Origin of the sequence: Streptomyces sp. ISL-10 (assembly GCF_018614575.1) — a bacterium.
Lineage (GTDB): Bacteria > Actinomycetota > Actinomycetes > Streptomycetales > Streptomycetaceae > Streptomyces.
This window is the reverse complement of the sequence record NZ_JAGGOJ010000003.1, coordinates 451,737-469,453: the sequence shown is the minus strand read 5'-3', so window position 1 is coordinate 469,453 and position 17,717 is coordinate 451,737. Positions and strand designations below refer to the sequence as shown.

Annotated in this window: 15 protein-coding genes and 1 pseudogene; 2 read left to right on the top strand and 14 right to left on the bottom strand. The window is 72.1% G+C overall.

What is annotated here, in order from left to right:
* Positions 1-163: 163 nt before the first annotated feature.
* The 4 genes from J7E88_RS02930 to ggt all read right to left on the bottom strand — a co-directional run bounded on the left by J7E88_RS02930 (position 164) and on the right by ggt (position 6,399).
* A complete protein-coding gene (locus J7E88_RS02930) occupies positions 164-2,011 on the bottom strand; it encodes a hypothetical protein (protein ID WP_215176860.1) in 1,848 nt (615 codons plus the stop codon).
* A gap of 483 nt (positions 2,012-2,494) precedes the next feature.
* Positions 2,495-3,058, bottom strand: coding sequence for an MBL fold metallo-hydrolase (locus J7E88_RS02925; protein ID WP_215176858.1), 564 nt, complete (start codon positions 3,056-3,058; stop codon positions 2,495-2,497).
* Between the two features lie 496 nt (positions 3,059-3,554).
* On the bottom strand, positions 3,555-4,496 hold the full coding sequence (locus tag J7E88_RS02920; RefSeq protein ID WP_215176856.1) for a glycoside hydrolase family 75 protein: 942 nt from the start codon (positions 4,494-4,496) through the stop codon (positions 3,555-3,557).
* A 94-nt stretch (positions 4,497-4,590) separates the two neighbouring features.
* Positions 4,591-6,399: a gamma-glutamyltransferase gene (gene ggt, locus J7E88_RS02915; RefSeq protein ID WP_215176854.1), complete on the bottom strand. Its 1,809-nt coding sequence runs from the start codon at positions 6,397-6,399 to the stop codon at positions 4,591-4,593.
* A gap of 106 nt (positions 6,400-6,505) precedes the next feature.
* Here ggt and J7E88_RS02910 point away from each other — a divergent pair, with 106 nt between their 5' ends.
* Positions 6,506-7,249: a hypothetical protein gene (locus J7E88_RS02910; protein WP_215176852.1), complete on the top strand. Its 744-nt coding sequence runs from the start codon at positions 6,506-6,508 to the stop codon at positions 7,247-7,249.
* Between the two features lie 36 nt (positions 7,250-7,285).
* Here the strand turns inward: J7E88_RS02910 and J7E88_RS02905 are convergent, their stop codons facing one another.
* Entirely contained in the window at positions 7,286-8,593 is a 1,308-nt protein-coding gene (locus J7E88_RS02905) for a cytochrome P450 (protein ID WP_215176850.1), read from the bottom strand.
* A 16-nt stretch (positions 8,594-8,609) separates the two neighbouring features.
* On the opposite strand from J7E88_RS02905, the pseudogene J7E88_RS35485 reads away from it, so the two are divergent.
* A pseudogene (locus tag J7E88_RS35485) lies at positions 8,610-8,938 on the top strand (acyl esterase); the annotation flags it as partial.
* A gap of 479 nt (positions 8,939-9,417) precedes the next feature.
* Here the strand turns inward: J7E88_RS35485 and J7E88_RS02900 are convergent.
* From J7E88_RS02900 to J7E88_RS02860, 9 genes are all read right to left on the bottom strand, one after another.
* Positions 9,418-9,870, bottom strand: a complete 453-nt coding sequence (locus tag J7E88_RS02900; RefSeq protein ID WP_215176846.1) for a DUF6278 family protein — start codon at positions 9,868-9,870, stop codon at positions 9,418-9,420.
* 58 nt (positions 9,871-9,928) lie between these two features.
* A complete protein-coding gene (locus tag J7E88_RS02895; protein WP_215176844.1) occupies positions 9,929-10,708 on the bottom strand; it encodes an exodeoxyribonuclease III in 780 nt (259 codons plus the stop codon).
* Between the two features lie 55 nt (positions 10,709-10,763).
* On the bottom strand, positions 10,764-11,396 hold the full coding sequence (locus J7E88_RS02890) for an MBL fold metallo-hydrolase (RefSeq protein ID WP_215176842.1): 633 nt from the start codon (positions 11,394-11,396) through the stop codon (positions 10,764-10,766).
* A gap of 13 nt (positions 11,397-11,409) precedes the next feature.
* Positions 11,410-12,696 (bottom strand): 4-carboxymuconolactone decarboxylase, encoded by a 1,287-nt coding sequence (pcaC, locus tag J7E88_RS02885; RefSeq protein ID WP_374196214.1) that lies wholly within the window; start codon positions 12,694-12,696, stop codon positions 11,410-11,412.
* 146 nt (positions 12,697-12,842) lie between these two features.
* Positions 12,843-13,421, bottom strand: a complete 579-nt coding sequence (locus tag J7E88_RS02880) for a hypothetical protein (protein WP_215176838.1) — start codon at positions 13,419-13,421, stop codon at positions 12,843-12,845.
* On the bottom strand, positions 13,418-14,584 hold the full coding sequence (locus tag J7E88_RS02875; protein ID WP_215177438.1) for an ROK family glucokinase: 1,167 nt from the start codon (positions 14,582-14,584) through the stop codon (positions 13,418-13,420). Before J7E88_RS02875 ends, J7E88_RS02880 begins: the two co-directional genes overlap by 4 nt.
* A 115-nt stretch (positions 14,585-14,699) precedes the next feature.
* Positions 14,700-15,521, bottom strand: coding sequence for an ATP-binding cassette domain-containing protein (locus J7E88_RS02870; RefSeq protein WP_215176836.1), 822 nt, complete (start codon positions 15,519-15,521; stop codon positions 14,700-14,702).
* Positions 15,518-16,582, bottom strand: coding sequence for an ABC transporter permease (locus tag J7E88_RS02865; RefSeq protein WP_215176828.1), 1,065 nt, complete (start codon positions 16,580-16,582; stop codon positions 15,518-15,520). The genes J7E88_RS02870 and J7E88_RS02865 overlap by 4 nt, the downstream gene beginning before the upstream one ends.
* Positions 16,579-17,595, bottom strand: coding sequence for a sugar ABC transporter substrate-binding protein (locus tag J7E88_RS02860; protein WP_215176826.1), 1,017 nt, complete (start codon positions 17,593-17,595; stop codon positions 16,579-16,581). The genes J7E88_RS02865 and J7E88_RS02860 overlap by 4 nt, the downstream gene beginning before the upstream one ends.
* Positions 17,596-17,717 lie beyond the last annotated feature (122 nt).

Here is a 17,717-nt window from a genome sequence, read left to right as displayed (position 1 = left end):
CTCCTTCGACGAGACGCCAGAGAGCCTCTACGCACGTAGACGCAATACGCAGATGGAGAACGTAAGCCACGTCACACAGCGGGGCAAGACCATCGTCGTCAACCCGCTGAGTCGATCATGTTTCGCACCCGAGCGGTCGATTTCGGAACGGTTTCTGTCCCGCTCAGGTGCCCAGGTACCCGGCCACACGCAGCGCGTGGACGAGATCACGCTTTCGGTCCGGGGAGACCTCACGGGCGGCGTCGAGCAGAACAGGGAGGAGGCGGGCCGGGTCACGGGCGACGACGCCGGCCGCGTCCTCCGCCGGGTGCACCTGCACGTATGCGACGAGCAGCGCACGGGCGCGCGGGCCGAGGCCCTCGGCCGCCAGGGCGATCGCAGCGTCGGCGATCTCCTCGGCGGGGCGAGACACCCCCTGGCGCAGCAACTGGCCCCCGTCGTCGGGCCGGCCGGCCGCGGTGAGCGCGTCGGCAGCCGCCGCCAGGCGCCCGGCCGGCTGGGACGCCACCTCCCACAGGAGGGTGGCCCAGTCGGCGGTCAACCCGCCGCGGTCGAGCTCGGCGGCGAGCGCGGGCAGCCAGGCCGCGGGGCGGGCGGCGGCCTCGCACAGCACGACGTGCGCCTCGCCGCCGCGGCCCTCGGCCCGGAGCCGCCCGAGGGCGGCGACAGTCTCCCGTGCGGCCCGCCCCGCGCCTTCGAGCTCGGCCGCCGAGGCCGGTGCAGGTACGGGGGCGGGGGCGGGTGCGGCCGCGCCGCCGTACCGCGCGCCCCGGGGCACGTCGTCGGCGACGGGCAGCACGGGCACGGCGATTGCGCCGCCCCCGTCATCCTCCACTCCGGCGAACCGGGCCCCGCGCCGCCGCTTCTTCTTGCCCCGGACGGCTGCCACGCCGTCGGCAGGCTCCCGCGCCGCGTCGGTCGCGCCGTAGGCGGAGCGGTCCCGCGCCGCGTCGGTCGCACCGTGGGCGGAGCGGTCCCGCGCCGCGTCGGCCGCACCGTGGGCGGAGGGGTCCCACGCCGCGTCGGCCGCACCGTGGGCGGAGGGGTCCCACGCAGCGTCGGCCGCGCCGTAGGCGGTCGCGAACGGGCCCTGCGTGCCGGATGGCCCGGAGGGGGCGGGCATCGCCGCCACGTCGCCACCGACCGCGCCCTGCGTGCCGGACTGCCCGGCCGCGGTGTGAGCGCCGGCGCCGGTAGGCCCGGTCGCGTACGCCCACTCCGCAGCCCCGCCGGTCATCGCGGCCCGACCGGCCACGCCGTGGCCGGTCGCGGGACCAGCCGCCTGCCCGCGGCCACCCGGCCCGGAACCCTCGTACGCCCCGGCACCACCTGTCACCGCGCCGGTCGTCGCGGCCGCCTCCGGCGACCCATGACCTGTCCCGGGACCGCTCGGCCGAGTGGTAGCAGACGTCGCGCCGCTGTCGTCGGCGACCGCGCGGCCATCCGCGCCGTACGCCCCAGCCGTCGTCCCCGTGCCGAACCAGTCCGTCAGGGGCGGGGTCTGCCGGTCGAGTGACGCGAGGCGCGCCGTCAGCTCCGTGATCCGTGACACCGCGCGTGCGTGGTCGTCGCGGGTCCAGGCCAGCTCATGGGTCAGGCGCTCCGCCTCCGCCGTGCCCTCCGGCTCCGCCGCCAGCGACCGCAGCAGTTCGTCGGCGCGGCCCGCCGCGTGCGCCTGCTCGCCGCGCATCACCTCCAGCCGCCGCTCCAGCGCCTCCCGCCCGCCCGGCAGCCGGTCGTGCGCCGCAGCGGCCGCCGCGTGGAGCGTGCGCGCCCGGTCCCGCTCCGGCCCGGCATGGTCCGACCCCCGTACGGACGCCAGGTCGTGGAGCAGGGACTCGACGACGTCCCACGGCGGGATCTCGACACCCTCCAGGCAGGCACGCATACCGTCGGGGTCGCGCTGCCAGAAGATCGCGCACCAGCCCTCCCCGTGGTCGAGCTGCCCGGCGACGTCCCCGAGGTATCTCGCGAACGTGCCACTCGCTGCCGGGAGTTGATGCGCCGTCATCGCCGCCCCTGACCACTCGGAGATAGAACCTGGAACCAGGCATTCGACCGCAGACGTGTTACGTCGTTGCTACGCGCGCTTTTCGGCAGCGAACCGCGATCCCCCGCGGCCGTCAGCCGGTCCCGTGAGCTTCGCGGGCCGCGAGCAGTTCGTGCAGGTGGGCCCGCGTCCACTCGCACGCGGCCTTCATCGGGTCCAGCGCCGCCCGCCCGAGCGCCGTGGGTTCGTACTCGATGAGTGGCGGTTGTCGTCGTACCCGGCCCGGCTGACGAAGCCGCCGCGCTCCAAGGCCGGAGCGTTTCGGTGAGCGTTTGCGGCGTGACCGGGTGGAGCGGCACGCGGCGTTCGGAGAAGCGACAAGGCTCGCCCTCCAGGCGCGGAGCATCTTCCCCGACGACGAGCCACCGAAGCGGATCGGTTGCTCAGCCCTTGCCCGCGGTCGGGATCCAGAACGCGGGGGCGGGGCGCGGCCTGTCTCGCCCGCTAGCTCGGGGTGTCCGCGGTGGGGGTGAAGGCGGCGCCGTGGCCGGGGACGACCAGGGCGGGGGCCAGGTCGAGGATCGCTCGGCGGGAGGCGTGCAGGGCAGCCGGGTCGGTGGCATAGGGGTCCTCGACGGGACCGTCCGCGGACCACCACAGGTGAGTGAGCACGACGAGGCCGTCGGCGGTCTCGGCGAGGGTGCTGATGTCCTCGGCAGTGTGGCCGGGAGTGGCCGCGAGCCGGATCGACGGCGAGAGACGGAAGCCGTCGGCGGGGCGGTCGGTCCAGAGGTCGTCCTGGTAGATGGCCCAGTGGTCGTGGTAGCGCGCGGCCGGGAAGAGGGCGGCGTTGAGAGTGTGGTCCGGGTGGTGGTGGCTGAAGACCACGTCGGTCACCTGCTCGGGGGCGACTCCGGCGTCGGCCAGTGGGCCGAGGATGAGCTTGCGGTCCGCGACCATGCCCGGGTCGACGACGACCACGGTGTCGCCGTCCCGGAGGAGGCTGACGGTGGAGGCGGTGCGCGGGCCGACGTAACCCGCGGTCAGGATGGTCACGGTGGCGGTCATGCGCGCAGGCTAGCGCGGCGAATCGCACGCGATGCACGCTTCTCGGCCATAACGCCGTGCGATTTCAGGCCAGTCTGCCGGTACGCTCCCGAGGCCGGTCCCGGGGCCGTGCACGACGCGGCATCCGCGGACGGCTGCCAGGCCGCCGAGCGCGGCCCGCCGTTCGGCCGGCTCGCCGGAAGGGGCGTGCCGGCCCGCCGCCCGGATCAGCGCGACGGCTCCCGACCGGCTCCCCGCCCGGGATCCGGCCCGATCGATCGGACAGGGCCCCAGGCCATCCGGTGCGACGCCCCTGGCCACCCGCTCCCGCCACGGCCGTGTTCGAGCGGATCGACGGACTCGACCGGCCACACCGCCGCACCCTCAGTGCGCGGGCATGCCGACCCACCGCCGCACTCCCCCGGCGCGCGGTCGACCAGCCCGACCGGCCCGACCGGCACACTCCTCGCCTCGGTCAACGAGATCGACCGGCCCGATCGGCCCCACCACGACGCGCTCACGTGGTGCGCGCGACCGGTGCCCCCGGCTGCGCTGACTGCACTGGCTGCGTCGGCTGCGTCGGCGCCACCGGCTGCACTGGCTGCACCGGCTTCACCGGCTGCGTCGGCTGCGTCGGCTGCGTCGGCTGCGTCGGCTGCGTCGGCTGCGTCGGCTGCGTCGGCTGCGTCGGCACGCAATCACCCGGCGTACAGGCGGCCGGCCCACCCGCGCCCTCCCGCTGCGGTGGCTGCCCCGTTCGGTCGGCGTCGGTGAAGCGACGGGCCATCGCGTCGCCGAGCTTGACCGCCGCCCCGTGGCTCTCGATCGGATCCACGCGCATATCCGGGAACAGGATGTACGTGACGCCCGACGAAGTACCGCCGCGGGTCGGATGCGGGTCGATGCCGAGCGCCTCGGCCGCGGCGTACGACGCCTCGCCGATGATCCCGCTCGGACCGGTGTCGCCGACGACCGCGTACACGACCCGCCCCTGGTACACCAGGGCGGCCACGGTTCCGCCGCGGATCCCGGAGGCCTGGTAGTTCCAGGTGTCGCTCGGGGCCGGCACGACGACGAACGGCAGCTTCTCCGCGTTCAGATGCTTGCCGTTGGACTGCTGGAACGAGGTGTGCGGCTGGAACCACCGGTCGGTGGTGCTGTTGCACCTCGCCGTGCGCACGCCGTCGCAGTCGATGTCGAGGTCGGCCGTCCAGTAGACCGCGCCGTCCCGTTCGCAGACCGGGACGTTCGCCGGTGCACCGTTGTCCGTGCGGTACTTGCCCCGGGAGATCTGGCGGCAGGTGCCGAGTGCGTCCAGCAGGTCCTCGGCGTCGACCGTGCCCTCGGACGGTGACGCGGCCCGTGGTGGCGAGGCCGAGGCGGGTGCGGCGACGGCAGGCAGGGTCGCCGTGGCGAGCAGCAGGAAACCGGCGGCCACGGCCAGAGCGGTGTTTCGCATGCGCACAGGGAGCCTTTCTGTCGAAAGGCTCCCTACCCACGCGTGCGCGAAGCGGCTCCGTCAGGGGGCCGAACGGGTTACGCCGCCCCGCCGGTCACGGCGCCGGGTTCACCACCATCGCCGAGCCACCGCCGCGCCGCACCCGTTCGGCCGCGGCGAGCCACCGGCCGTCGCGCAGCCGCTGGACGCCGGTCGCCGCGCCGATCTCCGGGTTCTGCCGGAAGGCGTGGCCGATGGCCTCCAGTTCGGCGCGCAGCTTCCGGTCGTTCCACAGGGCCGGCTCCAGCTCCGTGGTCGCCTGGTTGCGCTGGCTGGCGCGCGGCGCGGCGATGGCGTCGACGAGCGGCAGTCCACGGTCCAAATGGCCCGTCAGTGTCTGCAGGACGGTGGTGATGATCGTCGCTCCGCCCGGCGAACCGAGGGCGAGGACGGGACGGTCGTGGCGGTCGAGCACGATCGTGGGTGAGATGGACGAACGCGGCCGCTTGCCCGGGCCGGGCAGATTGGGGTCGTGGACGGCGGGGTCGGCCGGGGCGAAGGAGAAGTCGGTCAGCTCGTTGTTGAGCAGGAAGCCGCGTCCTGGCACGGTGATGCCGCTGCCGCCCGTCGACTCGATCGTCAGCGTGTAGGCGACGACGTTGCCCCACTTGTCGGCGGTCGTCAGGTGTGTGGTGTTCTCACCCTCGTACGTGGTCGGTGCGGCCTCCCCGGTCGAGCCGCACGGGGACGGCCGGCGCGGGTCGCCCGGCGCGAGCGGGCTCTTCAGGACCGCGTCGTCCTTGATCAGGCACTCACGCGAGTCGGCGAACCGCTGGGAGAGCAGGCCCCGCACGGGGACGTCCTCGAAGGCGGGGTCGCCGACCCAGCGGCCCCGGTCCGCGAACGCGATCCGGCTCGCCTCGATGAAGCGGTGCAGGTACTGCGTCCGGTCGGCCTCGGAGAGGTCGGTGCGTTCCAGGATGTTGAGCGCCTCGCCCACGCTGGTGCCGCCGGACGACGACGGCGCCATGCCGTACACGTCGAGTCCGCGGTACGACACCTTCGTGGGCGCGCGCCGGATCGTCTCGTACGCCTGAAGGTCGCGCCGGGTCAGGTCGCCCGGGCGCACGATGCGGGTGGCGCCCTCGACGACGGGCGGCTCCTGCACCGTGCGGACGATGTCGTCGGCGATGGGTCCCCGGTAGAGGGCACCGACACCCTTGCGGCCGAGTTCCTGGTAGGTGCGTGCGAGGTCCGGGTTCTTGAACACCGATCCGACGACCGGCAGTTGGCCGCCGGGAAGGAACAGTTCGGCGCTCGCGGGGAAGTCGGCGAAGCGTGCCTGGTTGGCCGCTGTCTGGGAGCGGAAGGTGGTGTCGACGGTGAATCCGTCCTCGGCCAGCCGCTCGGCGGGACGCAGCAGCTGCTTCAGCGGTTTGCTGCCCCAGGTGTCGAGCGCGGTCCGCCAGGTCGCCGGGGTGCCGGGGGTGCCGACGCCGAGCCCTGACGTCATCCCCTCGGCGAACGGGATGGGTTCGCCGTTCTCCAGGAAGAGGGACGTGTCGGCGGAGAGCGGCGCGGTCTCGCGGCCGTCGACGGTGTGCACCGTACGGGACTTCGCGTCGTAGTGGACGAAGAAGCCGCCGCCGCCGATGCCCGCCGAGTACGGCTCGGTGACGCCGAGGGCGGCGGCGGTCGCGACGGCCGCGTCCACCGCGTTCCCGCCCTGCCGCAGGACCTCGATACCGGCGGCCGACGCGTCGGCGTCCACACTCGCGACGGCCCCGCCGTATCCGACCGCGACCGGGGTCTTCAAGGGCGCCACGGCCGAGGGGGAGTACGTCGGTGGCGCAGCCCCTCCGACGGAGACCACGGCCGCGGCAACGGCCAGTACCGACACATTTCGTGCGACGGAGCGACGCATGCGCTACCTCCCGGGGGCGAACGTCCGCGCAGCGTAACTTCTGCACGGCCCGAACGTCAGGACCGCCTCAAACGGCATGCGGCGGACACCGCTACCATGCGCGCCCATGACTGACGACGTACGCAACATCGTGCTCGGTGTGGTGGCGGCCGGTATCAGCGCCACGATCGGCTGGCTCGCCCGCACGTACCTCTGGCGGCGCCGACTCCGCCGCAAACAGGCCTTCTTCGGTCTCCCGGGCAACTCCGAATGCGCGCTCGTCGTCAACCGCGAGGCGGGGCGCGACGGCTCGGTGCACCGTTTCGACGTGTTCGCGCTGCTGGAGCTGTCAGCCCTCGTCAAGGACTGCGGGGCCCATGCGCAGATCGTCTGGCACGACACGGCCCAGCAGGGCTTCGGTGAGCGCACCGAGTTCTGCGTCGGGGGGCCGGTCTCCAATCGACGCACGGCGGCGCATCTGCAGACCCTGCTGCCGGGAGTCAACGTCACCATGGACGCCGAACCCGGCCCGGATCAGGGCGCGTTCCGAATAGGCTCCGAGCACTACCCCATGGTGCCGGGTACGGCCGAGTACGTGCTGCTGGCCCGGCTGACGACGGGGCAGGAGGCTCGCCCCGTCTTCGTCTTCTGCGGGCAGCGTGCCATCACCAACCAGGCGGCCACCCGCTATCTGGCCCGGCACCACCGGAAGCTGGCGCGTAAGCACGGCAACGGCACCTTCTGCCTGCTGCTGAAGGTGGTCAACTCCGAGGCGTACGGCCCCGACGTGGTCGAGCTCGTCGCGGATGTCACGCGCACGGCGCAGGCGGCGCCGCCGGCCGCGAGCGAGTCCGACCGCGCGGCCGCCTGACGCGGCCGGGGGCGTGCCGTACTGCCGCCCGTGGTGCTAATCAACGGTCAGCGGCAGGCACTTGATGCCGTTGATGAAGTTCGACACGAGCCTGCGCGGTGGGGCGGCGAGCCGGTAGGGCGGCAGCAGCTCCCTCGCCTCCTCATGCAGGACCCGCAGCTGGAGGCGGGCGAAGTGCGCGCCCAGGCAGACGTGCGGGCCGCCTCCGAAGGAGACATGGGGGTTGGGACGACGTGACAGATCCAGTCGCCGGGGGTCGGTGAACACGCGCTCGTCGTGGTTGGCCGAGGCGTGGAAGACGACGACCTTGTCTCCGGCCCGGATGCGGCGGCCGGCGAGCGTGACGTCCTCGGTGGCGGTGCGGCGGAAGCTGAGGACGGGCGGATGGGCGCGCAGCAGTTCCTCGACGGCCGTGTCCACACCCACCTCGCCGTCCCGCAGCCTGCGCTGCTCGGCGGGATCGGCGGCGAGGGCCAGGAAGCCGCCGGGGGCGGCGCTTCGGATCGTGTCGTTTCCGGCGACGGTCAGGAGAAAGAAGAACATCTCCAGCTCGCCATCGGTGAGTCCCCGGGTGGATCCACCGGCGGATCCGCTGTTGGGCCCGCTGTTGGGTCCGCTGTTGGGTCCGCTGTTGACGAGGGCGGTCATCAGATCGTCTGCGGGTCGGCGGCGCTTGTGGGCGGCGAGCTGCCGGGCGTAGTCGAACATCTCTTGCAGCATGGCCGGGGAGCGCGGGTTGACGGGCCGGCCCTCCTGGAGGACCGGGGGTTCGTCGGGGTCCTGGTAGGCGATGACCCGTTCGGTCCACGTCAGCAGCAGGTGCCGGTCGCTTTCGGGGACGCCCAGCAGATCGGTGAGGTTGAGCAGGGCGTAGTCGTCGGTGACGGTCCGCACGAGGTCGAACTCCGTGCCCGCCGCGCGTGCCGAGCCGAGGAGGGCACGCGCCCGGGCCCGCGCCGCGCCGGTGAAGCGGTCGATACGGCCGGGGGTGAAGGCACGGCTCACCAGCCGCCGCAGTCGCCCGTGGCCGGTGGGGGCCTCCCCCGCGAAGCGAGGGGAAGGATCCTGATTGAGCATCATGCGCCGGATGAACGGCAGGTCGGCGGGGTCGGGATCGCGGATCTGCGTGGCGCCCAGGTAGGAGGAGAACGTCCGGGCGTCCTTGAGGACGCGCACGACGTCGGCGTGCCGGGTGACCGCCCAGAATCCGGGACCGGGCGGCCAGCCAAGGACCTCGTACTCCTCCTGCCAGGCGACGGGGTGGTGGTCGCGCAGCTCCCGGAAGGCCGCGTGCGGAAGTCCGGTGGCGTAGATCCGCGGGTCGAAGACATCGGGCACCGTCATGCCGCCCGATCCTGCCCGTGTCACCGCCGCCGGCACCAGCACCGGCACCAGCACCAAGGAGAGCGGCGCCCTCGTCGCGTACCGCTGCGACGTGGGCCCGCTCGGCCTCGGCAAGCCGGTCGGCCACGCGCCGTACACCTGCCACGGCAGGGCCCCGGGCCGGCCGTTCACCGTAGGCCTGGAAGTTGTCCACCGCCTACGCGTCCCGGCCGGCCACCGTCCGGCCGTGTCGTCGACACCGTCGACCCGCTCTCCATCGAGCACAACCCGGCCGGCGCGCAGCTGACCTTCTCCTCTTCCGCAGCCGACCCGCCTTGCCTGTCGGCCCCGCTGCTGGGGGAGTGATCACCGGCTGCCGCCGGACCCTGCACGGGGCAGGGCGCGGGTGGTGCTCCATGAGCTGCTGTCCCCCACTCCCCCGCGTCGACGGACGCGGGAGAACCCGGACAACAGCGTTCGTGGTGCGGCCGGCGCTGCTCACGCCGGCCTGTGTCACCCCCGGCTCGCGGGGAGGAACTGCGGCGGCGGGCACCGTCCTGGGGTGCCGTGAGAAGGAGGTTTTGACGTCAGCTCGATCAACGGATCGACGGCCATACGCTGCCCTGCCCCTTGTCGCTGTGTCGCGGTCAGCGCAAACTATCCAGCCCGGCAAGGCACTTCACACCCGACACGCATAAATAGGGCATAAGCCGTATAAGTCGAGGATTGATCCGCGCAGGGGGAGCGCTCGGAGCGCATCCAACGAGGGTGCGTGAGCGGACGGAAGGCGGGCGCCCCTACTGGGGCACGGGGCGGCCCCGCTGGAGCGCGGCCGCGCGGGGCGGTCAGGCCTCGGCGGCCTCCGCGTAGACCTGCGAGAGCTCCGGTGCTCCGTTGACCGCCCACTCGAGCCCGGCCTCGACGACGCTGACCTCGCGGCCCGACGCCAGCCGGACCACCGGATGCCCGCCCGGCCAGATGTGCCACGAAGCGCCGGGGACCGTCCGCACGATGACCGTGCCCAGATACAGGCCGGCGTCATTGCCCAGCCAGGGCAGCTCCTCCGGGTCGTCCCGCCAGCGCGGCGGCAGCTGGTCGAGCGCCGTCAACGAGCCGGGGGAATCGTCCAGCACCAGCCCCGCCTGCCCCGCTCGGACGCGCAGCAGCTCGCACTCGGACAGCAGCTCGGTGATGGCCGCCGCGCGCTCCGGATCACTCTCCTTGGCGGCGGCCCCTCCCCCGTGCTCACGATCATCGTCATGGCGCCTGAGCCAGTTGTCCAAGAAAGGGATGTTCATACTGCTCAGCCTCGCATCCCTCCGACCGGACGCACCACAGGGCGCGCGTCCACAAACGCTAGATGTCGAGATCGACAACAACCGGCGCGTGGTCCGACGCGCCCTTGCCCTTGCGCTCCTCCCGGTCCACGTAACCGTCCTTGACCGACTGCGCGAACGGCCCGTTCCCGTAGACCAGGTCGATGCGCATGCCGCGGTTCTTGGGGAAGCACAGCTGGCGGTAGTCCCAGTACGTGAAGGGGTGCTCGTACTTCAGGGGGCGGGGCACGACGTCCGAGAGGCCGCGCTTGCGCAGCGCCTCCAGCGCAGCCCGCTCGGGCGGGGTCACATGGGTCAGGCCCTCGAAGGCGGCCACGTCCCACACGTCGTCGTCGGTGGGCGCGATGTTGAAGTCGCCGAGGACGGCGAAGGGGCGCTCGCCCGCGGCGTCCTCCGTCACGGCCGCCGAGAGGGCCTCCAGCCAGCGCAGCTTGTAGCCGTAGTGGTCGTGGGCGACCTCCCGGCCGTTCGGCACGTAGACCGACCAGACGCGGGCGGGGCCGCACGTCGCGGAGATCGCCCGGGGCTCCTGCACGCCCGCGTAGTCCGGCGCGCCGGGCAGGCCCCTGACGACGTCGTCGATGCCGACCCGGGAGACCAGCGCCACTCCGTTCCACCGGCCCGACGCGTTGACCGCGGACTCGTAGCCCAGCTCACGCAGGGCCTCGGCGGGGAACTGCTCCTCGGTGCACTTGGTCTCCTGGACGCACAGCACGTCGGTGCCGCTGCTCTCCAGCCAGGCCAGCAGACGCGGCAGCCGGGCGGTGATCGAGTTGACGTTCCACGTGGCGATACGCATGCCGCAAGCCTAACGGCGAGGTGTGACAGTCACCGGCCCGCCCGGGCGCCCCCTCTCACACCTCCTGCGCCTCGCCCGGCGCCAGCCGACCGTGGTCGGCCCCGCCGAGCTCGCCGATCTGCCGGTCGTAGATGGGCCGGGCGAGATCGGTCAGCAGGGCGTCGTGGACGTCGATGGCGCGCCGCGGCCGCACCTCGCGGACATAGTCGATGACCTCGGAGATCTTGCTCCAGGGAGCGTGCACCGGGAGCAGCAGCGTGTCGACCGGTTGGTCGGGCACGGTGAGCGCGTCACCGGGGTGGAACACCGAACCGTCCACGAGGTAACCGACGTTCGTGATCCGCGGGATGTCGGGGTGGATGACGGCGTGCAGTTCGCCGTGGACCTGGACGTCGAATCCGGCGGCGGAGAAGGAGTCTCCGTGGCCGACGGTGTGGACGCGCCCCGGGAAGGCCGCGGAGATCCGGTCCGCGACGCTGCGCAGGGTCCAGATCGCGGCGGCCGGATTCGCCTCCAGGGCGGCCCGCAGCCGTCCCTCGTCGAAGTGGTCGGGGTGCTCGTGCGTGACCAGGACGGCGTCGGCGCCGAGCGCCGCGTCCTCCTCCGTGAAACCGCCGGGGTCGATGACGAGCGACCGTCCGTCCTTTTCCAGCCGGACGCAGGCATGGGTCTTCTTGACGATCCTCATGCCCCCCATCCTGCTATGCGCGGGGCGTCGTCTCCTCCCGGATCACCGCCTGGGCGACCTTGAACGCCGAGTTGGCCGCCGGGACGCCGCAGTAGACGGCGGCGTGCAGGAGGACCTCCTTGATCTCCGCGGGGGTCAGCCCGTTGCGCAGCGCGGCCCGGGTATGGAAGGCGAGTTCGTCGAGGTGGCCGCCGGCGAGCAGGGCAGTGAGGGTGACGCAGCTGCGGGTGCGTCTGTCGAGGCCCTCACGGGACCACACCTCGCCCCAGGCGTAACGGGTGATCAGCTCCTGGAAGTCGCCGGTGAAGTCGTCGGCGGCGACAGTCGCCCGGTCCACGTGTGCGTCGCCGAGCACCTCCCGGCGGATCTTCATCCCCGTGTCGTACGGGTCGGGCCTGCCGTACGACACCGCCACGGGCTGCTCGGGGGCGGCCGGTGCGATCTCGGCGACGGGCGCGACAGGTGCCGAGGTCGCGGGTGCCGCCTGCGGGACCGGGATCGCCGCCAGGGTGTCGTTCCAGGCGGTGTCGAAGTGGTGGGCCAGCAGGTCGGTGACGGCCGCGGGCTGCTCGACGGGCGCCAGGTGGGAGGCGCCGGGCACCAGGGCGAGCCGGGCGTCCGGGATCCCGGCGACCAGGGTGCGGGCCTCGGCCGGCCCGGTGACCTGGTCCTCGGAGCCGACCAGGACGAGGGTGGGCACGCCGACCCGGGACAGCTCGGCGCGTACGTCGAAGGCGGCCAGGGCCTCGCAGGCGGCGATGTAGCAGCCGGGGTCGGTGGTACGGACCATCTGGACCGCCCACTCGACAATGGCGGGCTGGGCGGCGGCGAATCCTCCGGTGAACCAGCGCTCGGGCGCGCTGCGGGCCATCGGGTCGAGACCATTGGTCCGCACGACCACACCGCGCTGGCGGAACTCGTCGGCGGTGCCGAACCGGGGCGACGCGGCGACCAGCGCCAGGGACGCGACCCGGTGCGGGTGACGCAGGGCGAGCTCGATGCCGATCGCGCCGCCGATGGAACAGCCCGCGTACCCGAAGCGCTGGACGCCGAGCAGATCGAGAGTGGCCAGCAGCCGCTCGGCGAGCTCGCCGATGGAGCCGGCGGCGTGTGCCGGCGCGCCTCCGTGGCCGGGCAGGTCGAACCGGATCACCCTCCACCGCGCCGACAGCTCGCCGATCTGGCGGTCCCACATGTGCCATGTGGTGCCCAGCGAGGGGCCGAGGATGAGCACGGGTGCGTCGTCGGCACCGTCGATCCGGTACTGCAGGGTTTTCGGGGGCGTCTGCGTCTCACTCACGCGCCCCACGGTAATGAGTGGAAGGACCCCATTCGGCCAGGGGGTCGTCCTGGGCGGCCCGTTACCGCCTCCACCGCCGTTCCGTGAAGGCCGTGTGGAGCCCCGGTGGGGGCCTGTGGCCAGGCCGTGCGGTTCCGGCGGATTTCTCAGGGCGTCGCGGTGGAGACGACGTACACCCAGGGTTTGGCGGGTTCGGTCAGGTCGACCGTGATGTCCTGCGTGGGGCGCGGGTCCTTGTTCTGGTGCGTGGTGCCCGCCCAGGCACGGTCCTTCAGGCCGAAGTTCCAGCCGACGACCTCGCTGTCGCGGTCGCCGATGGTGACCTTGCCGTCCTGGAGGGCGGCCCGGCTGGTGCCGACATCCTTCAGGAAGGCGTCGAGACCGTCGGAGGTGGTGCGGAACTGCACGTAGAGCCGGCTGGTCTTCCAGTTGCTGGTCTCGTAGTAGCCGACGCGCCAGGAGCCCTCGGGGATCGGCACCTCGAAGATGCGGCGCTTCATCAGCGAGGGCCACTTGACGCGCAGACCGGTGGCCGAGGACTCGGCCTCCTTGTCCCGGCCGCTGGCACGGCTCTGCTCGGCGGAGATCACCAGATAGCCGGCCGGGATGCCGACGAGGAGCACGATGGTGATCGCGGTGAGCCAGCGGCGCACGAGCATGTGCCGCCTGCCCTCGGGGACCGGCGGAGTGGGCTGTCGGGTCGGCGTGGTGGTGGTGGTGGTCATGTCGGAGGTTCCTGGGTGGGACGGACGGAGCTCGGATTGCGCAGGGCCTGCGCGTACCGCTCGTATCGTTCATGGCGCTCCACCCGGCGGCGGTTCGTCCGGCGGAAGCGGCGCGCGACCAGGCGGGCCAGGTCGGCCGCACCGACCATACCCGCCTCCGGACCGAGCTGGGCCTTGGCGATGCGTGCCTCGGGCCGGTAGCCGCGGCCCGTGAGGTGGCGGCGGAAGGCGTCCCGGGCGGGCCCGATGAGCAGGTCGTCGGCGGCGCTGACACCGCCGCCGATCACGAAGCAGGAGGGGTCCAGGGCCGCGGCGAGATTGGCGATGCCGACGCCGAGCCACTGGCCGATGTCCTGGAACAGTTCGACGCACATGGCGTCGCCCTCGCGGGCCAGTTCGGTGATCAGCGGTCCGGTGATGTCGTGGACACTGCCGCCGACCCGGTCGATGATGTTGTACGCCACCGGGGAGTCGGCCACGGCCAGCTCCCGGGCCTCGCGCACCAGCGCGTTCCCGGAGCTGTACTGCTCCCAGCAGCCGCGGTTCCCGCAGGGGCAGCGGTGTCCGCCGGGCACGACCTGCATATGGCCGAACTCGCCCGCGACCCCGTACTTCCCCCGCTTGAGCTGGCCGTCCTCCAGGATCGCGCCGCCGATTCCGGTGCCGAGGGTGATCATCACGAGATGGTCCTCACCGCGGCCCGCGCCGAAGCGCCACTCGGCCCAGGCGGCCGTGTTGGCGTCGTTGTCCACGAGGACCGGGACGGCGAGGCGGGCGGAGAGCGCGTCGCGCAGGGGTTCGTTGCGCCAGGCCAGATGGGGGGCGAAGAGGACCTTGGAGCGGTCGGCGTCGACCCAGCCGGCGGCGCCGATCCCGACCGCGTGCACATCGTGGCGGTCGGAGAGGTCGAGGACCAGCTCGCAGATGGTGTCCTCGACGACCTTGGGACTCTTGGACTTGTCCGGGGTCTCGGTACGGACTTTCTCCAGGATGACGCCGTCGGCGTCGACCACGCCGGCCATCACCTTGGTGCCGCCGATGTCGATGCCGACGGTGGGCACCCGGGGCGCGGTGAGGTGGGAGCGCCGCTCTCGCGTTCCGACGGTCTTGAGGACGGTGGCGCGGGCGGACCCTCGGTTCGCAAAGTCGCGGTACGTGCTCATGTCCCTACGGGTGTCGGGGGTGTGGCCGCCGGTGACGGCCCGGTGGTGGGCGGTACCCACCACCGGGGCCGATTCTGCCATCCGGCGGGCCGGGTGGGTGAGCCGCTGCCCGGCCCTAGGCGGTGGCGTCCCTGGGTGCGCCCTCGCCGAGACGGGCGGGCGCCGGCGCCCGTTCCAGCTCGTGGCGGAGGTCCTCCAGCTCGCTGCCGCCCGCCATCTGGCGGGTGAGTTCGTCGAGTGTGACCGAGTCCTTGGTGTGGCTCGCCGCCATGATGCCGCGCTTGAGCAGCACGAAGCGGTCACCGACGAGATACGCGTGATGCGGGTTGTGGGTGATGAGCACCACGCCCAGCCCTGCGTCCCGTGCCGCGGCCACGTATTTGAGCACCACACCGGACTGCTTCACCCCGAGAGCAGCGGTCGGCTCGTCGAGCACCAGCACCTTGGCGCCGAAGTAGACGGCGCGGGCGATGGCCACGCACTGGCGCTCGCCGCCGGAGAGCGTGCCGATCGGCTGGTCGACGTCCCGCAGGTCGATGCCCATGCGCAGCAGCTCGGAGCGGGTGGTCTCGCGCATCGTCGCCACGTCGAGTCGCTTGAACGGGCCCGTGCCCCTCGTAGGCTCGGAGCCCAGGAAGAAATTGCGCCACACCGGCATCAGCGGGACGACCGCCAGGTCCTGGTAGACGGTGGCGATGCCGCGGTCCAGTGCCTCCCGCGGTGAGTTCAGCGTGGTGACCTCGCCCTCGATCGAGAAGGTGCCTGCGTCGTGCCGGTGCAGGCCCGCGATGACCTTGATGAGGGTGGACTTGCCCGCGCCGTTGTCGCCGAGCACACAGGTGATCTCACCCGCGTGGACCTGGAGGGAGACGCCTTCGAGGGCGCGGATGTTGCCGTAGTACTTGCTGATGTCGTCGAGCTCCACGAGTGCGCTCATGAGGTCGCCTCCGCACGCTTGCGCACCCATGCGTTGAGCAGGGTGGCCAGAAGGAGCATCGCTCCGAGGAAGAACTTGAACCAGTCCGGATTCCACTCGGCGTAGACGATGCCCTTGCTCGTCATTCCGAAGATGAACGCGCCGACCGCCGATCCGATCGCGGAGCCGTAGCCGCCGGTGATCAGGCAGCCTCCGATGACGGCCGCGATGATGTACGTCAACTCGTTGCCGACGCCTTCGCCGGACTGCACGACGTCGAACGAGAACAACAGGTGCTGGCCGGAGACCCAGGCGGCGAAGGCGACCCCCATGTACAGGCCGATCTTGGTCCGGTTGACCGGGACGCCGACCGCTCGGGCCGCGTCCGCGCCGCCGCCCACCGCGAAGATCCAGTTGCCGAACCGGGTGCGCAGCAGGATCCAGGTGGCGAGCGCGATCAGCACGAACCACCACAGGACGGTGACCTTGAGCGTCACGTCGCCGAGCGTGAGCTCGGAGGCGAAGAGCTTCCTGGCGGAGGCGAAGCCCTCCATGTCGGCGATGGACTTCGTCGACACGGTGCCGCTGATCAGCTTGGTGAAGCCCAGGTTGAGACCGGTGAGCATCAGGAACGTGCCGAGCGTGATGATGAAGCTCGGCAGTTTCGTCCGGGTCAGCATGAGGCCGTTGAACGCGCCGATGGCGAGCGTGACGAGCAGCGAGACACCCACGCCCACCCAGATGTTCGCGGTCATCTGGTAGCTGAACATCGACGAGACGAGCGCCGAGCTGGTGACCAGGACACCGGCGGACAGGTCGAACTCGCCGCCGATCATCAGCAGCGCGACCGGCACGGCCATGATGCCGAGCGTCGACGCGGCGTACAGGACGGTCGAGAAGCTGGACGCCTTCAGGAACGAGTCGGCGAAGACGGAGAAGAAGACGAAGACGGCGACGGCGCCGACTACCGAGCCCAGCTCCGGCCGGCCCATCAGCTTGCGCAGCGGGGAGGTGCGCAGCAGCCGCTCGTCGGTCTGCTGCGATGCCCTGCCGGGTGTGGCAGGCGGTGCGGTCGCGCTCATCGGGTCCCCCGATCCGTGTATTCCGCGAGCTCGTCGGCGTCCTTCTGGGTGATGATCTGCGGCCCGGTCAGCACGGGCCGGCCGCCGCCGAGTACATCGGCGTTGTACTTGTACAGCCACAGCAGGTCGACGGCCTCGTAGCCCTGGAGGTAGGGCTGCTGGTCCACGGCGAAGCCGAGGGTGCCGTCCTTCAGGGCGGCCGCGACCTTGGGGTTGAGGTCGAAGGTGCCGACCTCGGCCTCGGACCCGGCGCTCTTCCTCGCCTGGACCGCGGCGTCCGCGAACGGCGCGCCGAGCGTGACGACCGAGTCGACGGACGGGTCGGCCTGCAGCTTGGCCTCGATCGACGCCTGGACGTCGGGCATGTTGGTGCCGTCGACGTACAGGTTCTGCATCCGGCCGCCGAAGGTCTTCTTCGCCCCGGCGCAGCGCTGCTCGTGGCCGACGTTGCCCTGCTCGTGCAGGACGCACAACGCCTTCTTCCGGCCGCGCGCGTCGAGCTCGTCGCCGACCGCCTCGCCGGCGACGGACTCGTCCTGCCCGATGTGGGTGAGGGCGCCGAACTCCTTGGACTGCTCGGAGCCGGAGTTCACCGTGATCACCGGGATGCCTGCCTTGCGGGCCTTGGCGACGACGGCCTTCATGGCGTCGGGCTTGGCGAGGGTGACGATGAGCGCGTCGACCTTCTTGGAGATGTACGAGTCGACGAGCTGCGCCTGCTGCTGGCCCTCGTCGTTGTGGGCGTAGAGGAAGTTGATGTTGTCCTTGGCGGCCGCTTCCTTGGCGCCGCTCTGGACGATGTCCCAGAAGGTGTCGCCGTCGCCCGAGTGGGTCACCATGGCGAAGGTCCAGCGCGGGGTGGTGACCGCCGCCTCGCCGCGGGCGTTCTGCGCGGCCTTGCGGGCGTCCTCGGCACGCTTGCCGCCTGTGCTGCTGCACCCCACGAGGCCCGCTCCGAGTACCGCTGCCAGCACCGCGCCCAGTGCGCGTACCCCTGTCCTTGCCCGTGCCACGACGCCGTGCCCTTCTTGCCGTACTCGCTGTGCTGCCCTGTGCGGCCGGGGGTCGCAGCGACCTGCCCCGGCCGCCCAAGTATCCGTCACGCCTGGTCGCGGGGTGGTCATCGGGTGCGCAG

Coding starts and splice junctions, on each gene's coding strand:
- ggt (WP_215176854.1), bottom strand. CDS start 6,399: ATGCGTCGCTCCGTCGCACGAAATGTGTCGGTACTGGCCGTTGCCGCG.
- J7E88_RS02890 (WP_215176842.1), bottom strand. CDS start 11,396: ATGAGGATCGTCAAGAAGACCCATGCCTGCGTCCGGCTGGAAAAGGAC.
- J7E88_RS02925 (WP_215176858.1), bottom strand. CDS start 3,058: ATGACCGCCACCGTGACCATCCTGACCGCGGGTTACGTCGGCCCGCGC.
- J7E88_RS02900 (WP_215176846.1), bottom strand. CDS start 9,870: ATGAACATCCCTTTCTTGGACAACTGGCTCAGGCGCCATGACGATGAT.
- J7E88_RS02905 (WP_215176850.1), bottom strand. CDS start 8,593: ATGACGGTGCCCGATGTCTTCGACCCGCGGATCTACGCCACCGGACTT.
- J7E88_RS02870 (WP_215176836.1), bottom strand. CDS start 15,521: ATGAGCGCACTCGTGGAGCTCGACGACATCAGCAAGTACTACGGCAAC.
- J7E88_RS02920 (WP_215176856.1), bottom strand. CDS start 4,496: ATGCGAAACACCGCTCTGGCCGTGGCCGCCGGTTTCCTGCTGCTCGCC.
- J7E88_RS02865 (WP_215176828.1), bottom strand. CDS start 16,582: ATGAGCGCGACCGCACCGCCTGCCACACCCGGCAGGGCATCGCAGCAG.
- J7E88_RS02880 (WP_215176838.1), bottom strand. CDS start 13,421: ATGACCACCACCACCACCACGCCGACCCGACAGCCCACTCCGCCGGTC.
- J7E88_RS02910 (WP_215176852.1), top strand. CDS start 6,506: ATGACTGACGACGTACGCAACATCGTGCTCGGTGTGGTGGCGGCCGGT.
- J7E88_RS02895 (WP_215176844.1), bottom strand. CDS start 10,708: ATGCGTATCGCCACGTGGAACGTCAACTCGATCACCGCCCGGCTGCCG.
- J7E88_RS02930 (WP_215176860.1), bottom strand. CDS start 2,011: ATGACGGCGCATCAACTCCCGGCAGCGAGTGGCACGTTCGCGAGATAC.
- J7E88_RS02875 (WP_215177438.1), bottom strand. CDS start 14,584: ATGAGCACGTACCGCGACTTTGCGAACCGAGGGTCCGCCCGCGCCACC.